This is a genomic window from Duganella sp. CF458 (assembly GCF_900113115.1).
Classification (GTDB): domain Bacteria; phylum Pseudomonadota; class Gammaproteobacteria; order Burkholderiales; family Burkholderiaceae_D; genus Rugamonas.
Map to the genome: position 1 here is coordinate 34,601 of NZ_FOOF01000026.1, position 19,677 is coordinate 54,277.

General features: G+C 63.6%; 20 protein-coding genes. 14 read left to right on the forward strand and 6 right to left on the reverse strand.

Annotated features, from left to right (window positions below; genetic code table 11):
• The first annotated feature begins 102 nt into the window (after positions 1 to 102).
• The 4 genes from BM269_RS27665 to BM269_RS27675 all read left to right on the forward strand — a co-directional run bounded on the left by BM269_RS27665 (position 103) and on the right by BM269_RS27675 (position 2,608).
• The gene (locus BM269_RS27665) at positions 103 to 597 is read left to right on the forward strand and encodes a hypothetical protein (protein WP_090445375.1); all 495 of its coding nucleotides are present in this window, start codon (positions 103 to 105) and stop codon (positions 595 to 597) included.
• A gap of 76 nt (positions 598 to 673) precedes the next feature.
• Complete coding sequence (locus BM269_RS27670; RefSeq protein ID WP_090445377.1) at positions 674 to 1,900, forward strand: MFS transporter; 1,227 nt, start codon at positions 674 to 676, stop codon at positions 1,898 to 1,900.
• 1 nt (position 1,901) lies between these two features.
• Positions 1,902 to 2,030, forward strand: a complete 129-nt coding sequence (locus tag BM269_RS30020; protein WP_255372316.1) for a hypothetical protein — start codon at positions 1,902 to 1,904, stop codon at positions 2,028 to 2,030.
• An 8-nt stretch (positions 2,031 to 2,038) separates the two neighbouring features.
• Complete coding sequence (locus BM269_RS27675) at positions 2,039 to 2,608, forward strand: glutaredoxin family protein (protein ID WP_090445380.1); 570 nt, start codon at positions 2,039 to 2,041, stop codon at positions 2,606 to 2,608.
• Here BM269_RS27675 and BM269_RS27680 read toward each other — a convergent pair.
• From BM269_RS27680 to BM269_RS27695, 4 genes are all read right to left on the reverse strand, one after another.
• Positions 2,605 to 3,312 carry a M23 family metallopeptidase gene (locus tag BM269_RS27680; protein WP_170860504.1) on the reverse strand — a complete coding sequence of 236 codons (708 nt, stop codon included), beginning with the start codon at positions 3,310 to 3,312 and terminating at the stop codon, positions 2,605 to 2,607. The two genes, BM269_RS27675 and BM269_RS27680, sit on opposite strands and share 4 nt — an antisense overlap.
• A gap of 68 nt (positions 3,313 to 3,380) precedes the next feature.
• Positions 3,381 to 5,444: a TonB-dependent receptor plug domain-containing protein gene (locus BM269_RS27685; RefSeq protein ID WP_090445386.1), complete on the reverse strand. Its 2,064-nt coding sequence runs from the start codon at positions 5,442 to 5,444 to the stop codon at positions 3,381 to 3,383.
• A gap of 67 nt (positions 5,445 to 5,511) precedes the next feature.
• Positions 5,512 to 7,056, reverse strand: a complete 1,545-nt coding sequence (locus tag BM269_RS27690) for a M23/M56 family metallopeptidase (RefSeq protein ID WP_090445389.1) — start codon at positions 7,054 to 7,056, stop codon at positions 5,512 to 5,514.
• Positions 7,057 to 7,060: 4 nt separating this feature from the next.
• Positions 7,061 to 7,435: a BlaI/MecI/CopY family transcriptional regulator gene (locus BM269_RS27695; protein ID WP_090445392.1), complete on the reverse strand. Its 375-nt coding sequence runs from the start codon at positions 7,433 to 7,435 to the stop codon at positions 7,061 to 7,063.
• Between the two features lie 96 nt (positions 7,436 to 7,531).
• Between BM269_RS27695 and BM269_RS27700 the strand changes: the two genes are divergently transcribed.
• Positions 7,532 to 8,017, forward strand: a complete 486-nt coding sequence (locus BM269_RS27700; RefSeq protein ID WP_090445395.1) for a Cif family virulence factor — start codon at positions 7,532 to 7,534, stop codon at positions 8,015 to 8,017.
• Positions 8,018 to 8,020: 3 nt separating this feature from the next.
• Entirely contained in the window at positions 8,021 to 8,362 is a 342-nt protein-coding gene (locus tag BM269_RS27705) for a hypothetical protein (RefSeq protein WP_090445398.1), read from the forward strand.
• Here BM269_RS27705 and recG read toward each other — a convergent pair.
• Positions 8,359 to 10,437 (reverse strand): ATP-dependent DNA helicase RecG, encoded by a 2,079-nt coding sequence (recG, locus tag BM269_RS27710; protein WP_090445401.1) that lies wholly within the window; start codon positions 10,435 to 10,437, stop codon positions 8,359 to 8,361. The genes BM269_RS27705 and recG overlap by 4 nt on opposite strands.
• A 67-nt stretch (positions 10,438 to 10,504) precedes the next feature.
• On the opposite strand from recG, the gene queA reads away from it, so the two are divergent.
• From queA to secF, 5 genes are all read left to right on the forward strand, one after another.
• Positions 10,505 to 11,530: a tRNA preQ1(34) S-adenosylmethionine ribosyltransferase-isomerase QueA gene (gene queA / locus BM269_RS27715; RefSeq protein ID WP_090445404.1), complete on the forward strand. Its 1,026-nt coding sequence runs from the start codon at positions 10,505 to 10,507 to the stop codon at positions 11,528 to 11,530.
• A gap of 9 nt (positions 11,531 to 11,539) precedes the next feature.
• Positions 11,540 to 12,679, forward strand: a complete 1,140-nt coding sequence (gene tgt / locus BM269_RS27720; RefSeq protein ID WP_090445407.1) for a tRNA guanosine(34) transglycosylase Tgt — start codon at positions 11,540 to 11,542, stop codon at positions 12,677 to 12,679.
• 105 nt (positions 12,680 to 12,784) lie between these two features.
• Positions 12,785 to 13,111 (forward strand): preprotein translocase subunit YajC, encoded by a 327-nt coding sequence (gene yajC / locus BM269_RS27725; protein ID WP_090445410.1) that lies wholly within the window; start codon positions 12,785 to 12,787, stop codon positions 13,109 to 13,111.
• A gap of 65 nt (positions 13,112 to 13,176) precedes the next feature.
• Positions 13,177 to 15,036: a protein translocase subunit SecD gene (gene secD, locus BM269_RS27730; protein ID WP_090445415.1), complete on the forward strand. Its 1,860-nt coding sequence runs from the start codon at positions 13,177 to 13,179 to the stop codon at positions 15,034 to 15,036.
• A 9-nt stretch (positions 15,037 to 15,045) separates the two neighbouring features.
• Positions 15,046 to 16,065 carry a protein translocase subunit SecF gene (gene secF / locus BM269_RS27735; protein WP_090445418.1) on the forward strand — a complete coding sequence of 340 codons (1,020 nt, stop codon included), beginning with the start codon at positions 15,046 to 15,048 and terminating at the stop codon, positions 16,063 to 16,065.
• Positions 16,066 to 16,125: 60 nt separating this feature from the next.
• On the opposite strand, the gene BM269_RS27740 is transcribed toward secF, so the two are convergent.
• Complete coding sequence (locus tag BM269_RS27740) at positions 16,126 to 17,169, reverse strand: HTH-type transcriptional regulator GntR (protein WP_090445421.1); 1,044 nt, start codon at positions 17,167 to 17,169, stop codon at positions 16,126 to 16,128.
• 52 nt (positions 17,170 to 17,221) lie between these two features.
• On the opposite strand from BM269_RS27740, the gene BM269_RS27745 reads away from it, so the two are divergent.
• From BM269_RS27745 to BM269_RS27755, 3 genes are all read left to right on the forward strand, one after another.
• Positions 17,222 to 17,914 (forward strand): helix-turn-helix transcriptional regulator, encoded by a 693-nt coding sequence (locus BM269_RS27745; RefSeq protein ID WP_090445424.1) that lies wholly within the window; start codon positions 17,222 to 17,224, stop codon positions 17,912 to 17,914.
• Between the two features lie 64 nt (positions 17,915 to 17,978).
• On the forward strand, positions 17,979 to 18,602 hold the full coding sequence (locus BM269_RS27750) for a glutathione S-transferase family protein (protein WP_090445427.1): 624 nt from the start codon (positions 17,979 to 17,981) through the stop codon (positions 18,600 to 18,602).
• A 132-nt stretch (positions 18,603 to 18,734) separates the two neighbouring features.
• Positions 18,735 to 19,586 (forward strand): haloalkane dehalogenase, encoded by an 852-nt coding sequence (locus BM269_RS27755; protein ID WP_090445430.1) that lies wholly within the window; start codon positions 18,735 to 18,737, stop codon positions 19,584 to 19,586.
• Positions 19,587 to 19,677: the final 91 nt, after the last annotated feature.

Consider the following 19,677-nt stretch of genomic DNA (forward strand, 5'->3'; position numbering starts at 1 on the left):
TTGTCGCGCACGCCACACGCGACAACTCTTTACAAAAAACCATTAGCCCTTTAAATTGCCATAAAGTTATTATCGTATTTTTAACTTTGGGTGGAGGGTGGTATGCATCAAGCAATCCTGAAGCTGGCGGGCGGAATGGCGCTGGCATTGGCATCTGGCGCCGCTTCGGCACAATGGGTTACGACAGATATTCAAGTAACCGGCGTGATCCAGGAAATCCCTGGACCGTCGGCCCGCTGCCCCTCCAAGTTCGGCGGCACCATCACCGGCCACGGCAGCAGCCCCCTCTTGGGACGCGTGGCCTTTGTCGCCAACGATTGCATTACCCCGGACGGCCCCGTGTTCAACTTCAACCGCGGCCGCTTCATCGTGATGACCATGTCCGGCGACCAGCTGTATGCGAACTATAGCGGCCAGTTCGTGCCGACCGGCCAAGGCTCCAACTACGTCTTCAGCGGCGCCACCTTCCAGATTACCGGCGGCACCGGCCAGTACATATTTGCCTCGGGCGGCGGCCAACTGCAGGGTAGCGAAGACATGGCGACCGGCGCCGGCACGATCACCATGAGTGGCCGCATGAGCTACTGGAAGCGCTAAAGCCGTTTTTGGCGGCCGCCAGCAGGATTCGGCGGCATCCTTTACACTGGCCCTCTTAGCCAGCCAGGATGCCGCCATGACCAGCAACGACCGCCAACTCAATCTCAAGACGATCTTGCTCACGACCGGCGTCGTGCTGACGCTGTCGATGGGCGTGCGCCACGGCTTCGGCTTCTGGATGCAGCCGATTTCGCAGGCCAATGGCTGGACGCGCGAAACCTATTCGCTGGCCCTGGCGCTGCAAAACTTGATGTGGGGCGCCTTCGGGCCCTTCGCCGGCATGGTGGCGGACCGCTGGGGCACCCAGCGCGTTGTGATCGCCGGCGCCTTCTCCTATATGGCAGGCTTGCTGTGGATGGCCACGGTGACGCAGCCGACCCTGTTCATCATCGGCTCGGGCGTGTTGATCGGCCTCGGCCTGGCGTGTACCGCCTTTGGCGCGGTGAGCGGCATCATCGGCCGCGCGGCGCCGGTGGAAAAGCGCTCCTGGGCCTTTGGCGTGTCGGGCGCGGCCAGCTCGTTCGGCCAGTTCCTGATGATGCCCGTCGAGCAGCACCTGATCTCTTCCATCGGCTGGCAGCACGCCTTCTATGCTTTGGCCGGCGTGGTGTTCCTGCTGATGATTCCCATGACAGCCTTCCTGCGCGAGCCGAAACACGCTGTGGCGGCCGGCGGCGCCCACCAGAGCGTGGGCGAGGCCATGCGCGAAGCAATGGGCAACCGTTCCTTCATGCTGCTGGTGGCAGGATATTTCGTATGCGGCTTCCAGTTGGTCTTCGTCGGCGCCCACCTGCCGGCCTACCTGAAGGACAAGGGCATTGCCACGCCGGGCGTGGCGGTGATGGCGTTGGCGCTGATCGGCCTGTTCAACATCTTCGGCTCGTTCACCGCCGGCCAGCTCGGCGGCCGCATGCCGAAGCGCTACCTGCTCTCTTCGATCTACTTTGCCCGCTCGGTGGTGATCGGCCTGTTCCTGCTGGCCCCTTTGTCGCAGTGGTCGGTTTACCTGTTTGCCGCAGCCATTGGCTTCCTGTGGCTGGCCACGGTGCCGCTCACCAACGGCATCATCGCCGGTGTGTTCGGCTTGAAGCATATGTCGATGCTGGCCGGCGTGGTGTTCCTGTCGCACCAGGTGGGCAGCTTCATCGGGGTGTGGCTGGGCGGCTACCTGTTCGACAGGCTGGGCAGCTATGACGTGGTGTGGGGCATCACGCTCGGCCTCGGCATCTTCGCCGGCCTGGCCAACCTGCCGATCGACGAGCGCCCGCTGGTGCGCAGCGGACCGGGCCTGAAGGCGGCGTGACATGAAGCAGCGGCTGCTCCATATCGGACTCTGGGCCTTCGTTGCGACCGTGCTGGCGCTGGCGTTCCTGGCCTACCTGCAGCCGGCCTTCATGCTCGACCTGGCCAACCGCATCTATCTTTGCTTATAATCCTGGCAATGTCCAAGACCGTTATCTGTCCCAAGTGCAGCCACGTGCGGCCGCCCGATGCCACCAATCCGGAGTGGCAATGTCCTGCTTGCGGTGTGTGTTATACAAAAGCCAATGAGCCATCCCCATCCGCGGCGAGCCGCTATGCCTCGGCGCCGGTGCAGGTAAAGCAGGGCTGGGATTGGGGTCCGCTGGTCAAGATCGCCCTGGTCGTTGTGGTCGGATGGGCTGTCTCCAAATACTTTACGCAGATGCGCGGGCCGGATGCCGCTGGCAATACGATGATGGAAACGGTTGAAGAGCGCTTGCAGTCCGCTGCGGCGGGTGCCAAGCGGACCGATATCATGCTGTATTCCGCCCCATGGTGCGGCTATTGCAAGGAAGCGAAGGCAACCTTCGCTGCCAACGATATTCCTTATACCGATTGCAACGTTGAGGGTGATTTGTTTTGCAAGGACCAGTTCGACCGTCTGCATGGCACCGGTTTCCCCCTGTTCGTGGTGCGCGGCAAGCGGCTGCAAGAGGGCTTGAACTACAATGCCCTGATCTCTGCCCTGAACGAGGATAAGCCGCGTTAAGCCTGTTTGCGGGACTTGCCGGTTTTCTGGGCGACCTGCGTTTTCTTTTTCGAGGCCTTGTCGCTGGCGACGCGCGAGGCCTTGCCTTTCTTGCCCTTGCCGGCCTTGTGCGGCGCCGGCGGCACTTCTTCCACACCAGTGCGCTTGGCGTGCATGGCCGATGGCAGGGCGTTGTCTTCCAGGTTGGCCAGCATGAAGCGGTTCGGGTCGATGCGGGTGCCGTCCTGGTAGGCTTCCAGGTGCAGGTGAGGACCGGTGGCACGGCCGGTAGCGCCGGACAGTCCGATCAATTCGCCGGCTGCCACGGTGTCGCCGACACTCACATTGCGCTTGTTCAGGTGGGCGTACAGCGAGCGCAGCCCGCCCTCATGTTCAATCACCACCACGTTGCCGTACTTGCGGTCGCCCAGGTAGCCCATGCTTGATGCCACCACGGTGCCATCATTGGTCGCCATGACCGGCGTGTTGTGCGGCACGGAGAAATCGATGCCGCCGTGGGCGCGGCGGCCGCGTGCGGCGCCAAAGAAGCTGCTGACACGGCCACCTTCCAGCGGCAGGCGCCACTGCTGCAGCAGCGATTCTTTCGTTTCTTTCTCTTCCTGCGGCGGCGGAATGTCCAATGGCTCAGGCATTGCGACTGCAGGCTGCATGACGTTGGCGGCGGCCAGCACGGCCATCAGGAGGAGGTGGGTAATCTTCGGCATAGCGGACGAGTTTCGCATAATAAGATGCAATCTGGCAAATACGTAAGGAACAGACAAGGTTTCTTTCGTTAGTTGAAGTTCTGCTTGAAGTTGAGCCTCAAGCTGGTGCCGCCGCGCGTGCCGATAATGGTCTGGCGCCAGGCCAAACCCTCATAGCGATCGGTGCTGGCGCGGTCGGGATGCAGCACATCGGACAAGGCAAGGCGGAACTCCTGGCGTGGCGACAGCTTCCAGGTGGCGCGCAGGTCCAGCTTGCGCTGGTAAGGCGCGCTTGAAGTGAAGGTGGCCGACTCGCGGCTCGGCCCGCCGGCTTCGTAGGAGAACTCGGCGTCCAGCGTCAGCGCGCTGCGCTTGTAGCTGAGGGCAGCGACGCCGCTCAGTGGCGTTTGCGCTGCGAGCCGGTTGTCGGGCCCGGGCACGCTGTCGAGGCGCGAGCTGTTGAAGGTGAGGTTGGCGCGCATGGAGAGTGACGCCGCGAGCGGCATGCGCCACTCAAGCGTGAAGCCATGCACCCGGGCGCTGCCCTGGTTGGCCGGCATGCTGATCCAGCGTTCGCCGTCGCGGTACAGGGTGGACAGGATCACATTGTCGATGCGGCGCGCGTAGATGCTGGCGCTGAGCAGGCTGTCCTTGCCGAAGTAGTAGTCGATGCCGGCGTCGAGACCCCACGCCAATTCGGGCCGCAAGGAGGGATTGCCCTGCGTATCCGGATTGGTCGGGCTGTTGTTGTTGTCGGCAGTGAAGCGGCGCGGGATCAGGTCGAGCATATTGGGCGCCTTGTAGCTGCGGCTGGCGCCCAGGCGCAACTGGCTGTCGCCAGGCAGCGTGCGCATCCACTCGAGCACCGGGCTGACGACGGTGCTGCGCTGTTGCACCGGGGCGGTGTGGCGGTCATGCGCTTCGGTGCGCATGGTTTCCCAGCGCAGGCCGGCGGACCAGGCGTCCGCGTCGCGCTTCCATTCATCCTGCGCAAAGGCTGCCAGGCGTTCGATGCGGCCGTCGTAGCGGTCGTCGCGCAGGAAGTTCAGCGCGCCGGTGTGGTGGTACTCGTGCTCGATGCGGGTTTGCATGCGCTGTATGGCGGAGCCGTCCCAGCCCGCCACCAGTGCATGCCCGTTGCCGAGCGGGTGGGAGTATTTACCGCCGTAGTTGAAGCCGTGTTCGCGTATGTCGCCATCGACGTGGCGCAGGGTGGGGCCGGGAGCGGCCAGCGGCAAGCCGGCGAAATCGAAATCGGTGCCGCGCGGCGCCTGGTTGCCGCCCAGCTTGAGCTCCCATTGCGCACCGCCGGCCAGCGTGCGTTGCCATGTCAGTTCGCTGCGCAGGAAATAGCCGCGCATGCGGAAGCGGCTGCGCACGCCGGCAAAGTCGCCGGATTGGCCGAGCTGCACTTCTTCTTGCGCGTGGTAACGGATATCGCGGCGGTTGACGGTGGCGATGGTTTGCAGCGCAAAGCTGTCGCCGGCGGCGGTAGTCCAGTTCAGGCGCGGGCTGAGGTTGAGCGATTCGCCGGCGTTGTCCTCGTGCGAGCGGATGGTGCGCAGCATGCCGGGCGCGCTGTCGGTAATGGTGCGGTCGGCAGGCGTGCTGCTGCGCGACAGGACAGCGCTGACGTTGTGCGACCATCCCTCGGCCTTGCCGGTCGATTGCGCGCTGAGGCGCGGCGACCATGCGCCATGCAGGCCATCCATTCCGAGCTGCATTTCCCGTGTGTCGCGGTTGACGGATTTGCGCAGCACGATGTTGATCGTGCCCGCGATGCCTTGCGTGCCCAGGACGGCGGAAGCGGTGCGCATCACTTCGACCCGTTCGATCACTTCCGGCGCCAGGCTGTCCAGCGCGAAGCCGTTGGGGGCGGGTTGGCCGTTCAGCAGGATTTGCGTGTAGCCCTTGCCCAGGCCGCGCATGCGGATGCCAGCGCTGTCGCTGATGGTGATGCCGGGCAGCCGGCGCAGGGCGTCAGCCACGGTACGGTCCCCGTGCGCGGCCAATTCTTCCCGGGTCAGCACCAGGGTGCTGGCGGTATCTTCCTTGCGCTGGTCGAGGCGCACCGCTTTGATCTCGACGACGGGCTGGGCGGGCGCGGCTTGGGCTGCCAGCGCGGCTGCCAGCATGACTATGGTGCTCTTCATTGCGTTTCCTCAGGGCGAGCGCCGCCACTGCCGGGCGTGCGCGGCATTTGTGCGGCGGCGGGAATGGTTAGCTGGAGCGGCTGGTCTTCAGGCGTTGCAGCGCGGTCCGGGTGGCGTTGGCTTCCAGGTTGCCGATCAAGGCTTGCGGATCGATGTTCCGGCCGTTGCGGCTGACCTCCATGTGCAGGTGAGGGCCGGTGACTTTGCCGCTGGCGCCGGAGGTGCCGATCGCTTGGCCGGCGACGACGCGCTCACCTTCCTTGACCAGGCGCTTGTCCATGTGGGCGTACAGGGAGCGCAGGCCGTTGGCGTGTTCGATCGCCACCAGTTCCCCCCACTTTTCTTCGCCCATGTAGTTGCTGGTTGAGGCGACGATGATGCCGTCCGCCGGTGCGACGATGGGGGTGCCGGTGCGGGCGGCGAAGTCCATGCCGCCATGCCGGCGCCCGGTGGGTGCGTGCAGGATGCCGAAGAAGGCGCTGACGCGCAGGCTTTCCATCGGGGCTTGCCAGCGGGGCAGGCTGGCCGGCGCCGCCTCGGCTGCGCGGGCTGGTGGTGAGGCATCGAGGCGCCACGCCAGGGCCGGCTGCAGCAGCACGCTGGCGGCAAGCAGCGCAGGCAGCGCCGCCCAGCTCAAGGCGCCTGCTACGGCGCGCGGCATGGCGGGCACGCCATCACGGACCATGCCGATGCGGGCGGCGACGGCGTCCGCCACGCGGCCGCCAAACGCGAGGGCGGCGTCATGTCCGGGCGCGGCCTGCATGCGCAATTGTGCGACCAGCGCGGTGGCATACGCGCGGCGCTGGGTGGCGGGACGGTCTTGCAGCACGCTGCGGTCGCAGCCCAGTTCCTGCGCCCATGCCATGCGCTGGCCCAGGCGGGCTACCATCGGGTTGAACCATTGGATGGCTTGCAGCAGGACGCTGGCGTGCATCCACAGCGGGTCGCGCCGGGCCAGGTGGGTCAGTTCGTGCTCGGCCACCAGGCGTTGTTGGATGGGATCGAAATCGCGCAGGTGGCGCGGCAGCAGCAGGATGGGGCGGGCCAGGCCGACCAGCATGGGTGCGATCGGGGCGTCGATTTCGCGCACTTCCGGCAGCGTGCGTTGCAGGCTGGCGAAGCCGGGATGGGCGGCCAGGTCGAAACGGTCCAGCCGCTGCGCGGCCGCGATCAATGCGCCGAGGCGGCGTTTGGCGTGCCGCCAGCGTGCGGCGGCGCTGGCCAGGCCGGCGCAGTAGAGCACAAGCCAGGCGTAGCCCAGCCAGAGCAGGGCCGGCGCCGGCGCGACAGGCGTGGCGCCGTGGCCGTCGACTGCGCCATCCTCGCCGGAAGCGGAGTCGCTGCCGCCAGCGGCGCTGCGGGAAGCATCGGCCAGGCCGGCGGAAGCCGGCACGGCGGGCAGTTCGATGGCGGGGACCAAGCTCAGGCGAGCAGTGCCGGGCAGCAAGCCCAGCGCCAGGGTGCCGGCCACCGCAGCCACGCCCAACAGCCAGGGCGCGCGGCGCGCTTCGAGTCCGGGCCAGGCGCGGGCGACACTGCGCAGCAGGAGCCAGGCGCCGGCGCCGGCCAGCAAGCTGGCGAGGCTCGCTTGCAGGAAGACTAAGGCGAACATCGTCTTACTCCTTCTCTTCCGGCCATTCGCTCAGCAACTGCTCCAGCTCTTTCAGCTCGTTTTGGTTCACCAGCTTGGAGCCGGTGAACATGTTGACGGGCAGCGGCGCGTTCATTTCCATCACCCGATGGCTGAAATCATGGGCAAATGCAGCCAGCGTTTCAACCTTTTCGAGGACTGGCGCGTATACGTTCATACCGTGGATGGAATGCAGGCTGATCATGCCTTTCTCAAGCATCCGTTCCAGGGTTTTGCGGGTGGACGAGTATGACCAGGCCAGTTCCTCTTCCACGCGCTCATGGATTTCACGGGCGCTGAGCGGATGCTGTTTCCAAAGTGCCTTGAGCAGCGTTAATTCGGTAATGGATGGAATGGCCATAGGGCTCCTTGTGACGTATGACGGCATTGTGCGACATGTGTCGCATGAAGGCAAGGAGTTTATGCGACACGTGTCACATAATGTATCATTGCGTATATGAAAAAACTTGCAATAGTTATCACGGTGGTTGCCGCCACGGTTGCATGCAGCAACAAGCGGCTGACCGAGGCGGAAGTCCTCACCGTGATGGGAAATGTTGAAACCTCGGTCCAGCGCCACGACGCCGACCGCATGATGGCCAATTTCGCACCGAACGCGATGATCATGGTGTCGATGCCGGGCCGCGGCGGCGGATTGTCGCGCATGAGCGTGGACGAGTACAAGGCCATGCTGGAAGGACTGTGGAGGGTACAGCTCCAGTCGACCTATGAGGTCAGCAAGCGCGAGGTATCGCTGTCCGCCAATGGCCACAGCGCTACGGCGCGCGATGTCGCGAAAGAAGTCGTGCTGCTGCCGGGCGAACGCATGGAGTCGCTCAGCAAGCAGAAGGCCGAGATCGCGCTGGTCGATGGCGTCCCGCGCATTATTTCACTGACCGCGGAGGTGGAATCCCTGGTCGCAACGCCGACAGGCAGGAACTAGAACATGGCTAAAACGTTGACTTTGGGTGCGCTGCTGCTGGCGCTGACGTGTGGTGTTGCAGCGGCATCGCCGGCCGATACGGCAGTCGCAAATGGTGCGTTGAAAGCATCCGGCGCGGATGTCAGCATGTTGAAAAACCTGGGCGGCAAGCTGGAGAAATCCTGCGCACGCAATAAATATGGCTTGTCCGAAGCCGAGTGCGTGGACCGGATCAACCGGCGCGGCGACCTGTGCGCCAACCAGACGGCAACCCGCTTTCCGGGGCAGATCGGCAACACCGAGCGCATGCAGGTAGTCGTGCAAGCCTACGTCGGCTGCATCTTCGAGCAGCCGGCGGCGCGTTAAACTTTCAGGAATTCTTCGCGCCCGCCCAGCCAGCGTTCGAGGTGGGCCTCCACCGTGGCAGTATTGGCGGGCGTCGCTTCGTGCAGCAGGGCGTGCGCCACGTCGCGCGCCTGGTCGACCAGCCAGCCATCCGTCTCCAGGTCGGCGAAGCGCAGCATGGCCTGGCCGGACTGGCGCGAACCCAGGAACTCGCCGGGGCCGCGGATTTCGAGGTCGCGGCGCGCAATCTCGAAACCGTCGGTGGTTTCCCGCATCGTCATCAGGCGCTGCTTGGCGACGGGACCGAGCGGGCTTTGGTACAGCAGCAGGCAGACCGAAGCTGCCGAGCCGCGTCCCACGCGGCCGCGCAGCTGGTGCAGTTGCGACAGGCCGAATCGCTCGGCGTGCTCAATCACCATCAATGAGGAATTCGGCACGTCGACGCCGACTTCGATTACCGTCGTCGCGACCAGTACGTGGATCTCGCCCGCGGCGAAAGCATCCATCACTTGCGCTTTTTCGCCAGGCTTGAGGCGACCGTGCACCAGGCCGACGCGCAAGTCGGGTAGGGCGGCGGCCAGGGTTTCGTACGTCTCGGTGGCAGTCTGCAGTTGCAGCGCTTCCGATTCCTCGATCAGCGGACAGACCCAGTAAGCCTGGCGCCCTTCCTGCGCGGCCGCATGCACGCGGGCGATCACTTCGTCGCGGCGATTCTGGTCGACCACGGCGGTGACGATGGGCGTGCGGCCGGGCGGCAGCTCGTCGATCACCGAAACTTCCAGGTCGGCATAGTAGGTCATCGCCAGCGTGCGCGGGATCGGCGTGGCCGACATCATCAGCTGGTGCGGCACATGGTCGCCATTGCCCTTGTTGCGCAAGGTCAGGCGCTGGCCGACGCCAAAGCGGTGCTGCTCGTCCACGATCACCAGGCCGAGTTTTGCGAACTGCACCGCGTCCTGGATGATGGCGTGGGTGCCGATCACCAGTTGCGCTGCGCCGGATTCCACCAGCGCGTAGGCGGCTTCCTTCTCTTTCTTTTTCAGGCTGCCGGTCAGCCAGGCGACCTTCACGCCCAGCGGTTCCAGCCAGGCGGCGATCTTGCGGAAATGCTGGTCGGCCAGGATCTCGGTCGGCGCCATCAGCGCGGCCTGGTAGCCGCTGTCGATCGCCTGCGCGGCGGACAGCGCGGCCACGATGGTCTTGCCGCTGCCCACGTCGCCTTGCAGCAGGCGTTGCATCGGATAGGGCTGCTTGATGTCGGCGCGGATCTCTTTCAGCACGCGCTGCTGCGCCTTGGTCAGCTTGAACGGCAGCGAGGCTTCGAAAGCGGACGACAGCGTGCCGACCTTGCCCAGCACCGCGGCACCCTTGGCGCGGCGCGCGCGTTGCGCCCGTTTCAGTGACAGCTGCTGCGCCAGCAGTTCATCGAACTTGACACGGGTCCAGGCTGGGTGGGAGCGGTCGATCAGGGCGTTTTCGTCGACTTCCGCGGGCGGGTAGTGCAGGATGCGCACCGCGTTTTCAAGCGGATGCAGGCGCATGGTCTTGATGATCTCGGGCGGCAGGGTGTCGGTCCAGTCCACGCGCTTCATCGCGTCCGCGATCGCGCGGCGCAGCACCAGTTGCGACAAGCCTTCGCCTGAAGGGTAGACCGGCGTCAGGGACGTCGGCAGCGGCGCTCCTTCGTTCACGATCTTGTAAGCCGGATGCACCATCTCGGCGCCGAAGAAGCCGTGCCGCACTTCGCCGCGCGCCCGTACGCGAGTGCCTTCGGCCATTTGCTTGACCTGGCTGCCGTAGAAATTCATGAAGCGCAGCTGGATGTCGCCCGTTTCGTCGGCGATATGCACCAGCAGCTGGCGGCGCGGCTTGTAGGCGATCTCGTTGGAGGTGACCACGCCTTCCACCTGCGACACTTCACCGCCGCGCATGCAGGCTTCACGGATGGTCAGGACTTCCGTCTCATCCTCATAGCGCATGGGGAGGTGCAGCACCAGGTCCATGTCCGTGCGCAGGCCAAGCTTGGCAAGCTTGCTCTCGGCGGTGGCGGCTGGTTTTTTGGGGGCAGCTGGCTTTTTTTGCTTCGTTTCCGGCATTTTTGCGTGAATTTTGGGCAGGTGTCGTAAAATAGAGGGTTGCCCAACAGTTTTTAGTAGTCCGTCAATGTACTCGCTATCCGACTTCGATTTTAACTTGCCGCCAGAGCGAATTGCGCAATTTCCTCTGCCGGACCGTAGCGCCTCGCGCCTCCTGCACGTGGACGGCAAGATTCTGCACGACCGTCAGTTCACCGATATCCTCGACCAGCTCCAGGCCGGCGACCTGCTGGTGATGAACAATACCCGCGTGCTGAAGGCCCGTTTCTTCGGCGTGAAGGACAGCGGCGGCAAGGTGGAAGCGCTGGTCGAGCGCGTGCTCGATACCCGCACCGTGCTGGCCCAGGTGCGCGCCTCCAAGTCGCCCGGCCCCGGCGTGAAGATCCGCCTGGCCGATGCGTTCGACGTGACGGTCGGCGAGCGCGCAGGCGAGTTCTATACCCTGCATTTCGAGGCCGACGTGTTCGACCTGATCGAGCAGTATGGCCGCTTGCCGCTGCCGCCTTACATCGAACACGCCCCGGGTGAAGTGGACGAAACCCGCTACCAGACCGTGTTCAACAAGGTGCCGGGTGCTGTCGCCGCGCCGACTGCCGGCCTGCACTTCGACGAAGCGCTGCTGCAAAAGCTGAAGGACAAGGGCGTGCAATTCGCCTACGTCACCCTGCACGTGGGTGCCGGCACCTTCCAGCCGGTGCGCACCGAAAACCTGGCCGAGCACAAGATGCACACCGAGTGGTACACCATGCCGCAGGAAACCGTGGACGCCGTGCGCGCAGCGCGCGCCGCCGGCCGCGACGTGGTGGCGGTGGGCACGACCTCGCTGCGCGCGCTGGAATCGGCCTCGCAAAGCGGCGGCCTGGAAGCCGGCAGCGGCGACACCAACCTGTTCATCACCCCGGGTTACCAGTTCAAGACGGTGACGCGCCTGATCACCAACTTCCACCTGCCGAAATCGACCCTGCTGATGCTGGTCAGCGCTTTCGCGGGCTTTACCGAGATCCGCCACGCCTACCAGCACGCGATCGCGAACGAATACCGCTTCTTCAGCTATGGCGACGCCATGCTGCTGACGACGCACAACAGAGCATAAGGAATCCCGATGCTGGAATTTAAACTCATCAAAAAAGACACCACCGGCAAGACCCACGCCCGCCGCGGCACGGTCAAGCTCAATCACGGCGAGGTGCAGACCCCGATCTTCATGCCGGTCGGTACCTACGGTTCCGTCAAGGCCATGTCGCCGCTGGAACTGAAGGAGATCGGCGCCCAGATCATCCTTGGCAACACCTTCCACCTGTGGCTGCGCCCCGGTAACGACGTGATGTCCAAGTTCGGCGGCCTGCACGGCTTCATGGGCTGGGACAAGCCGATCCTGACCGACTCCGGCGGCTTCCAGGTGTTCTCCCTGGGCGAAATGCGCAAGATCACCGAGGAAGGCGTGACCTTCAACTCGCCGATCAACGGCGACAAGCTGTTCCTGTCGCCGGAAATCTCGATGCAGATCCAGCGCGTGCTCAATTCCGACATCGTGATGCAGTTCGACGAATGCACCCCGTACGAAATCGACGGCCGTCCAGCCACGCTGGAAGAAGCCGCGAAGTCGATGCGCATGTCGCTGCGCTGGGCCCAGCGCTCGATGAACGAATTCAGGGCCGGCGAGAACCCTAACGCGCTGTTCGGCATCGTCCAGGGCGGCATGTATGAAAACCTGCGCGACGAATCGCTGGCAGGACTCGAGGAAATCGATTTCCCCGGCCTGGCGATCGGCGGCCTGTCGGTCGGCGAGCCGAAGGAAGACATGATGCGCATCCTGCAGCACGTCGGCCCGCGCCTGCCGGAGAACAAGCCGCACTACCTGATGGGCGTCGGCACCCCGGAAGACCTGGTCAACGGCGTGGCCAATGGCGTCGACATGTTCGACTGCGTGATGCCGACCCGGAATGCGCGCAACGGCTGGATCTTCACCCGCTTCGGCGACGTCAAGATCAAGAACGCGCGTTATAAGGATGATAAGGAGCCGCTGGATGCGACCTGCTCCTGCTACACCTGCCGCAACTTCAGCCGCGCCTACCTGCACCACCTGCACCGTGCGCAGGAGATCCTGGGAGCGCGCCTGAACACCATCCACAACCTGCATTACTACCTCGACATCATGCAGCAGATGCGCGATGCCCTGGATGCGGACCGTTTCCCGGACTGGGTGCAGCAATTCCACGCAGATCGCGCGCGTGGTATTTAAAAAACGGCAAGCCGCCTATATATAGGTGGGCAGCGTGGGCGGTGCTAGAATACACCGCTTGATTTTTACCCAATAAGTTTTACCTAACTAGAATCTGGAGTCCCCGTGTTCATTTCCAACGCATACGCCCAAACCGCAGCCGACGCCGGCGCCATGGGCAGCCTGACCACCTTTGCGCCACTGATCCTGATGTTTGTGGTGATGTACTTCCTGATGATTCGTCCGCAGCAAAAGCGCGCGAAAGAGCAGAAAGCCATGATGGAAGCCCTCGCCAAAGGCGACGAAGTGGTGACCATCGGCGGCATCATGGGCAAAGTGACCAAGGTTAACGACCAGAACGTGGCCATCGAAGTGTCCCAGGGCACCGAAGTCTGGGTGCAAAAGCACGCCATCTCCTCCCAGCTGCCGAAAGGCACCCTGAAGAGCCTGTGATAACCGGCGCGGGCGGCCTCGCAAGAGTAGCCGCCCGTTTTGTTATTGCCTGAACGCTGAAGACTATGAATCGTTATCCAATCTGGAAATACATCCTTATCGTCGTGGTGGTGCTGCTGGGCGCCCTGTACACGGCGCCTAACTACTTCGGCCAGACACCTGCCCTGCAGATCACCAGCGCCAAGTCCACCGTCAAGGTGAGCAATGCCCTGGCGACCCAGGTGGACACCCTCCTGAAGCAATCCAACGTCAAGAATGACGGCGTCGCGCTGGACGGCGCCGGCATGCACACCTACGTGCGCGCCCGCTTTGCCGATACCGACGCCCAGTTCAAGGGCCGCCTGGCACTTGAAAAAGGCCTGAATCCGGACCCGAACGACCCAACCTATATCGTCACCGTCAACCTGGTGTCGAATACTCCCGACTGGATGCGCGCCGTGGGCGCGCTGCCAATGTACCTGGGCCTGGACCTGCGCGGCGGCGTGCACTTCCTGATGCAGGTCGACACCCAGGCAGCCGTGACCAAACGTATCCAGGGCACCCAGGCCGCCATCAAGAACCAGCTGCGCGAGAAGAATGTGCGCCATGCCGGCATTGACCGCGTGGGCGATTCCATCATCGTCAGGTTCCGTGAAGATGCGCTGCGCCAGCAGGCCAAGGGCATCATCCAGGACCAGCAGCCGGACATGAACGTGGTCGACGCCACCGAAGGCGACGAACTGCGCCTGGTTGCGACCCTGAAGCCGGCAGCACTGAAAGCCACCCTGGACAACGGTGTGCAGCAGAATATCGCCACCCTGGGCAAGCGCGTGAATGAACTGGGCGTGTCCGAACCGGTGATCCAGCAGCAAGGCCCTGACCGCATCGTGGTGCAGCTGCCGGGCGTGCAGGATGCCGCGCACGCCAAGGACATCATCGGCCGTACCGCCACCCTGGAAGTGCGCATGGTCGACGAAACCGTCACCCCGGGCACTGAACTGAACGCAGCGATTCCGTACAACTCGGAGCTGTTCACCGTCGGCAAAGGCGTGCCCGTCGTGCTGACCAAGGACGTGGTGCTGACCGGCGACTACATCTCCAGTGCTACCGCCACCTTCGACCAGAACCAGCAGGCTGCCGTCAGCATCGACCTGAACGGCGACGGCGGCCGCAAGATGCGCGACGCAACCCGCGACCGCGTCGGCAAGAAGATGGCCATCGTGCTGTTCGAGAAGAAGAAGGCTGAAGTGCTGTCCGTGGCGACCATCCAGAGCGAACTGGGTAGCCGCTTCCAGATCACCGGCATGGGCAATGCGGAAAACTCCGCCGAACTGGCGCTGCTGCTGCGCGCCGGCGCGCTGTACGCCCCGATGGAAGTGATCGAGCAGCGTACCGTCGGCCCTGCACTGGGCGCCGAAAACATCGCCAAGGGTTTCCACTCCACGATGTACGGCTTTGCCGCCATCGCGGTCTTCATGATCGTCTACTACATGATGTTCGGCGCCTTCAGCGTGTTCGCACTGGCAGTCAACCTGCTGCTGCTGATCGCTGTGCTGTCCCGCCTGCAAGCCACGCTGACCCTGCCGGGTATCGCGGCTATCGCGCTGGCGCTGGGCATGGCAATCGACGCCAACGTGCTGATCAACGAACGTATCCGCGAAGAGCTGCGCAACGGCGCCAATCCTCAGTCGGCGATTTCCGCCGGCTTCGAGCACGCCTGGCACACCATCCTGGACTCCAACGTGACCACCCTGATCGTCGGTATCGCGCTGCTGGTGTTCGGTTCCGGTGCGGTGCGCGGCTTCGCCGTGGTGCACAGCCTGGGCATCCTGACCTCGATGTTCTCCGCAGTCTTCGTTTCGCGCGGCGTGGTGAACCTGTGGTACGGCCGTAAGAAGAAACTGCAGTCGCTGTCGATCGGCACCGTCTGGAAACCTGCGAACTAAGGAATAGAGATGGAATTTTTCCGCATCCGTAAAGACATCCCGTTCATGCGCCACGCGTTGGTCTTCAACGTGGTTTCGGCGCTGACCTTCGTGGCGGCAGTGTTCTTCCTGATCACCAAGCCGCTGCATTTTTCGGTGGAGTTCACCGGCGGCACCGTGATGGAGGTGAAGTACGCGCAGGCTGCCAACCTGGAAAAGGTGCGCGACACCTTGACCAGCCTGGGCTACCACCCTGAGGTGTCGAGTATCGACACCGCGCGCGACGCCATGATCCGCCTGCCTAACGTGGCCGGCACCACCGCCGCCGATACCGCTGCCAAAGTGTTCGCCGAGCTGTGCAAGGCCGAGCAGGGCAGCGTCAAGTCGGTCGACAAGGTGACCGACAAGGGCGCGCACGAAATGAAGAGCGCCTGTATCCACGCCGACGGTTCCGAAGGCGTGTCGCTGCAGAAGGTCGAATTCGTCGGCCCTCAGGTCGGTGACGAGCTGGCGCAGAACGGCCTGAACGCCCTGGTGATGGTGGTGGTTGGCGTGATGATCTACCTGGCCATCCGCTTCGAATGGAAATTCGCAGTGGCCGCCATCGTCGCGAACTTGCACGACGTGGTGATCATCTTGGGCTTCTTCGCCTTCTTCCAGTGGGAATTCTCGCTGACCGTGCTGGCCGCCGTGCTGGCGGTGCTGGGTTACTCGGTCAACGAATCGGTGGTTATCTTCGACCGGATCCGCGAGAACTTCCGCAAGCAGCGCAAGATGACCGTGCACGAAGTGATCGACAACGCGATCACCTCCACCATCTCGCGTACCATCATCACCCACGGCTGCACCCAGATGATGGTGCTGTCGATGCTGTTCCTGGGCGGCCCGACCCTGCACTACTTCGCGATCGCGCTGACCATCGGTATCTGCTTCGGCATCTACTCTTCCGTGTTCGTTGCCGCCGCCGTGGCCATGTGGCTGGGCGTGAAGCGCGAAGACCTGATCAAGCCGATCAAGGAAAAAGACGAGACCGACGGCGCCGTGGTTTGAAGCGCCAAGTCGAAAAGAAAGCAGCCTTCGGGCTGCTTTCTTTTTTTGCGCTGGCGCTTGTTATGCGCTCTCGCGCGCCATCAGGGTGAATCCAAGGTCGATGCGGCGCGCGGGCACTTCATTGCCGCGAATACTTGCCAGCAGCAGGTTGGCGGCTTCGAAGCCGGTCTGGTAGCGCGGCGTGCCGACCGTGGTGACGGAGGGCTTCATCCATGCCGATGCGGGCAGGTCGTTGAAGCCGCAGATCGCCAGCTGTTCCGGCACCTTGATGCCGCGCCGCTGGCACTGGAAGATGGCGCCGTGCGCCAGGTCGTCGTTGCAGCAGAAGATGGCATCCAGCCCTGGCATATCGGCCAGCATGCGGCCCAGCAGCTCGGCGCCGAGCGCAATGGTGGACGGGTCGGGGCACATCAGCTCCAGCATCGGGTCGGCCAGGCCGGCTTCCTCCATCGCCTTGCGGTAGCCGTCGCCGCGCCTCAAGGTGCGTTCATCGAGCTGCGCAGCCATGTAGCCGATGCGCTTGCGGCCCTTGTCGATCAGGTAGCGGGTGATGGTGTAGCCGGCATCTTCCTGCGAGAAGCCGACCGACATCGCGCCCGGTTCCGAAGACAGGTCCATCATCGACACCACCGGCACGCGCGAGGTGGCCAGCATCTGCTGCACGCGCGGGCTGTGGGTCAGGCCGCATAGCAGGATGCCGTCGGGGTTTGACTGCATATAGGTGGCCAGCAGCTTCTCTTCTTCCGCATCCGAGTAGCGCGTGTTGCCGATCAGGATCTGGTAGTTGCACGGATCGAGCGCATCCTGCACGCCGGCCAGCACTGCGGTGAACACCGCGTTGGCCAGCGATGGCACCAATACCACGATGACCCGCGATTGCGCGGAGGCCAGCGCGCGTGCAGCGCGGTTCGGCACGTAGCCCAGGTCCTGCACCGCCTTCTCGACGCGTGCGCGCAGCACGGATGACACCAGCTCCGGTTGGTTGATGGCGCGCGACGCCGTCATGGGCGCAACGCCGGCGAGGGCGGCTACATCGGACAGCGTGACTTTGCCGAGTGCGCGGCTTTTGGTAGCGGGGCTCTTGCCAGGGGAGTTCTTGGTCATTCCCGGATTATAACTATGTTAAGCTGCACGCCTCGTAAAATGGGGAGCAGCAATGAGCCGTACCGGCCGCCTGTTCCAGCTCATGGATGCCATGCGCGGCAGCCGCCGTCCCGTGACTGCGGCCGCGCTGGCGGAAAAGCTGGGTGTATCCGAACGCACGATTTACCGCGACATGCAAACCCTGGCCGAACTGGGTGCGCCGGTGGAGGGTTCGGCCGGCCTTGGTTACCTGCTGCGCAGCGGCTTCTTCTTGCCGCCGCTGATGTTCGACGCCGATGAACTGGAAGCACTGGTGCTCGGTGCACGCTGGGTGCGTCGCCAGGGCGACTCGACGCTGGCGCAGGCGGCGGCCAACGCGCTGGGCAAGATCGCCACCGCCACGCCGAAAGACCTGCGCGACGACATGGCCGATACCAGCTTGTGGGTGCCGCTGGTGCGCGACACCCCCGAATACGACGAATTCGTGCGGCCCGCGCGCGAAGCGATCCGCCGCCAGCACAAGATGCGCATCCACTACAGCGACGAAAGCGGATCGTCCTCCGAGCGCACGGTGTGGCCGTTCGCGCTGGCCTTCTACGATGGCCGCCGCCTGCTTGCTGCCTGGTGCGAGATGCGCAAGGCGAACCGCCACTTCCGCATCGACCGCATTGAACACGCCGAGGCACTTGCAGAACGCTATCCAAAACCCCGCCACGAGTTGCTCAAACTTTGGCGCGAAGAAAACGCGATCAACGAAGACTCCTGACAGAAACTGTCAGGAGTCTTGGTTACGATAGGCGCATTCGATCAACCCACCCAGGAGTTTAACGATGCGCCTCTATCACAACCCACTGTCTTCCAACGCCCGCCGTGTTTTGCTGACCGCAAGCCAGCTTGGCATCAAGCTCGATCAAGTCGTCATCGACTTCGCCAACGATGGCGACCGCAAGCGGCTGGAAGAAGTGAACATCTGCGGCAAGGTGCCCGCGCTGGAGGACGACGGCATGCAGCTGTGGGAATCCTGCGCCATCATGCAATACCTGGCCGACAAGCACGGCGCCGCCGACCTGTACCCGACCGCCCTGAAACAGCGCGCGGACGTCAACCGCTGGATGTTCTTCGGCGCCCAGCACTTTTCGCCTGCCGTTGGCATCCTGACCTGGGAATACCTGTGGAAGAAGCTGGTGACCGGCCAGGGCCCGGACCCGGTCGAAATCGCCAAGGGCGAAACGCTGGTACACGAACACGCCCGCGTGCTCGACAAGCACCTTGCAACGCGTCAATGGCTGAGCGGCGACAAGCTCTCGCTGGCTGACTTCGCCGTCGCCGCACCGCTGATGTATCTCGGCCGCGCAAAAATTCCGGTCGAGCAATATACGCAGCTGCTGGCCTGGTTCAAGCGCGTCCAGCAACTGCCTGCATGGCAAGAGACCGAAGCCCCATGGCCATTTTAAGGTTTGTGTGAGTTCACGCACAGAGTGTGGCCAGTCCCAAACATAAGATGGAAGCGTCTCTTTCAGGACATCCCTAGTTTTGGACTTGGCCCACTCTTCGGAGTGGGCGTTTTTTTCTGAGAGAGAGATAGCATGCAATCGATCCCCGCATTGAATTCCACCATCGCCTATCGCGAGCTGGGCGAACGCAACGCGCACGCCGTGATCTTCTTGCACGGCAATCCAACCCACTCGTTTATCTGGCGCGGCATCATGCCGCACGTGGCTGCCCAAGCCTGGTGCCTGGCGCCGGACCTGATCGGCTTTGGCGCCTCCGGCAAGCCCGATATCGCCTATAGCTTCCTCGACCACGCGGCCTATCTCGAAGCCTTCCTGCAGCAGATGGACATCGAAGCGTTCACCCTGGTCGGGCAGGACTGGGGCGGCGCACTGGCCATCCACCTGGCCGCGCGCTATCCCACCAAGGTGCGCGGCGTAGCGTTGATGGAATTCGTGCGCCCGAGCCCGACGTGGGAAGACTTCCACCCGCTGGAGCAAGCGCGCGAACGCTTCAAGCTGATGCGTGCGCCGGGCAGCGGCGAAGAGTTCGTGTTGCAGCGGAATCTCTTCATCGAGCAGATGCTGCCGAAGGGTTCGCTGCGCCCGCTGACGGCGGACGAGATGGAAGCTTACCGCGCGCCTTTCCCGACGCCGGACTCGCGCAAGCCGATGCTGGCCTTCCCCCGCATGATGCCGATTGCCGGCGAACCGGCCGAGGTGTACCAGCTCATCGAACGCAACGAAGCGGTCATGGCCACTGCCCAATACCCGAAACTGATCCTGTTCAGCCCGAACGGCGTGCTGACGCCGCGCCCAGTCGCCGAACGCTACGCCACGAAATGTGCAAACTGCAAGCTGGTGGAGCTCGGCGAAGGCACCCACAACCTCCAGGAAGATCACCCGGACGCCATCGGCCGCGCCATTGCCGCCTGGCTGCCAAAATAAAAGTCGGGGTCAGATACCGTCTTGAATGGCAAGCCCTTTTTCCAAGTATTTTGGGTCAAAGGGTTTGCCCGACTTAACTACCCCGTAAATC

Coding starts and splice junctions, on each gene's coding strand:
- BM269_RS27665 (WP_090445375.1), top strand. CDS start 103: ATGCATCAAGCAATCCTGAAGCTGGCGGGCGGAATGGCGCTGGCATTG.
- BM269_RS27670 (WP_090445377.1), top strand. CDS start 674: ATGACCAGCAACGACCGCCAACTCAATCTCAAGACGATCTTGCTCACG.
- BM269_RS30020 (WP_255372316.1), top strand. CDS start 1,902: ATGAAGCAGCGGCTGCTCCATATCGGACTCTGGGCCTTCGTTGCGACC.
- BM269_RS27675 (WP_090445380.1), top strand. CDS start 2,039: ATGTCCAAGACCGTTATCTGTCCCAAGTGCAGCCACGTGCGGCCGCCC.
- BM269_RS27680 (WP_170860504.1), bottom strand. CDS start 3,312: ATGCCGAAGATTACCCACCTCCTCCTGATGGCCGTGCTGGCCGCCGCC.
- BM269_RS27685 (WP_090445386.1), bottom strand. CDS start 5,444: ATGAAGAGCACCATAGTCATGCTGGCAGCCGCGCTGGCAGCCCAAGCC.
- BM269_RS27690 (WP_090445389.1), bottom strand. CDS start 7,056: ATGTTCGCCTTAGTCTTCCTGCAAGCGAGCCTCGCCAGCTTGCTGGCC.
- BM269_RS27695 (WP_090445392.1), bottom strand. CDS start 7,435: ATGGCCATTCCATCCATTACCGAATTAACGCTGCTCAAGGCACTTTGG.
- BM269_RS27700 (WP_090445395.1), top strand. CDS start 7,532: ATGAAAAAACTTGCAATAGTTATCACGGTGGTTGCCGCCACGGTTGCA.
- BM269_RS27705 (WP_090445398.1), top strand. CDS start 8,021: ATGGCTAAAACGTTGACTTTGGGTGCGCTGCTGCTGGCGCTGACGTGT.
- recG (WP_090445401.1), bottom strand. CDS start 10,437: ATGCCGGAAACGAAGCAAAAAAAGCCAGCTGCCCCCAAAAAACCAGCC.
- queA (WP_090445404.1), top strand. CDS start 10,505: ATGTACTCGCTATCCGACTTCGATTTTAACTTGCCGCCAGAGCGAATT.
- tgt (WP_090445407.1), top strand. CDS start 11,540: ATGCTGGAATTTAAACTCATCAAAAAAGACACCACCGGCAAGACCCAC.
- secD (WP_090445415.1), top strand. CDS start 13,177: ATGAATCGTTATCCAATCTGGAAATACATCCTTATCGTCGTGGTGGTG.
- secF (WP_090445418.1), top strand. CDS start 15,046: ATGGAATTTTTCCGCATCCGTAAAGACATCCCGTTCATGCGCCACGCG.
- BM269_RS27740 (WP_090445421.1), bottom strand. CDS start 17,169: ATGACCAAGAACTCCCCTGGCAAGAGCCCCGCTACCAAAAGCCGCGCA.
- BM269_RS27745 (WP_090445424.1), top strand. CDS start 17,222: ATGAGCCGTACCGGCCGCCTGTTCCAGCTCATGGATGCCATGCGCGGC.
- BM269_RS27750 (WP_090445427.1), top strand. CDS start 17,979: ATGCGCCTCTATCACAACCCACTGTCTTCCAACGCCCGCCGTGTTTTG.
- BM269_RS27755 (WP_090445430.1), top strand. CDS start 18,735: ATGCAATCGATCCCCGCATTGAATTCCACCATCGCCTATCGCGAGCTG.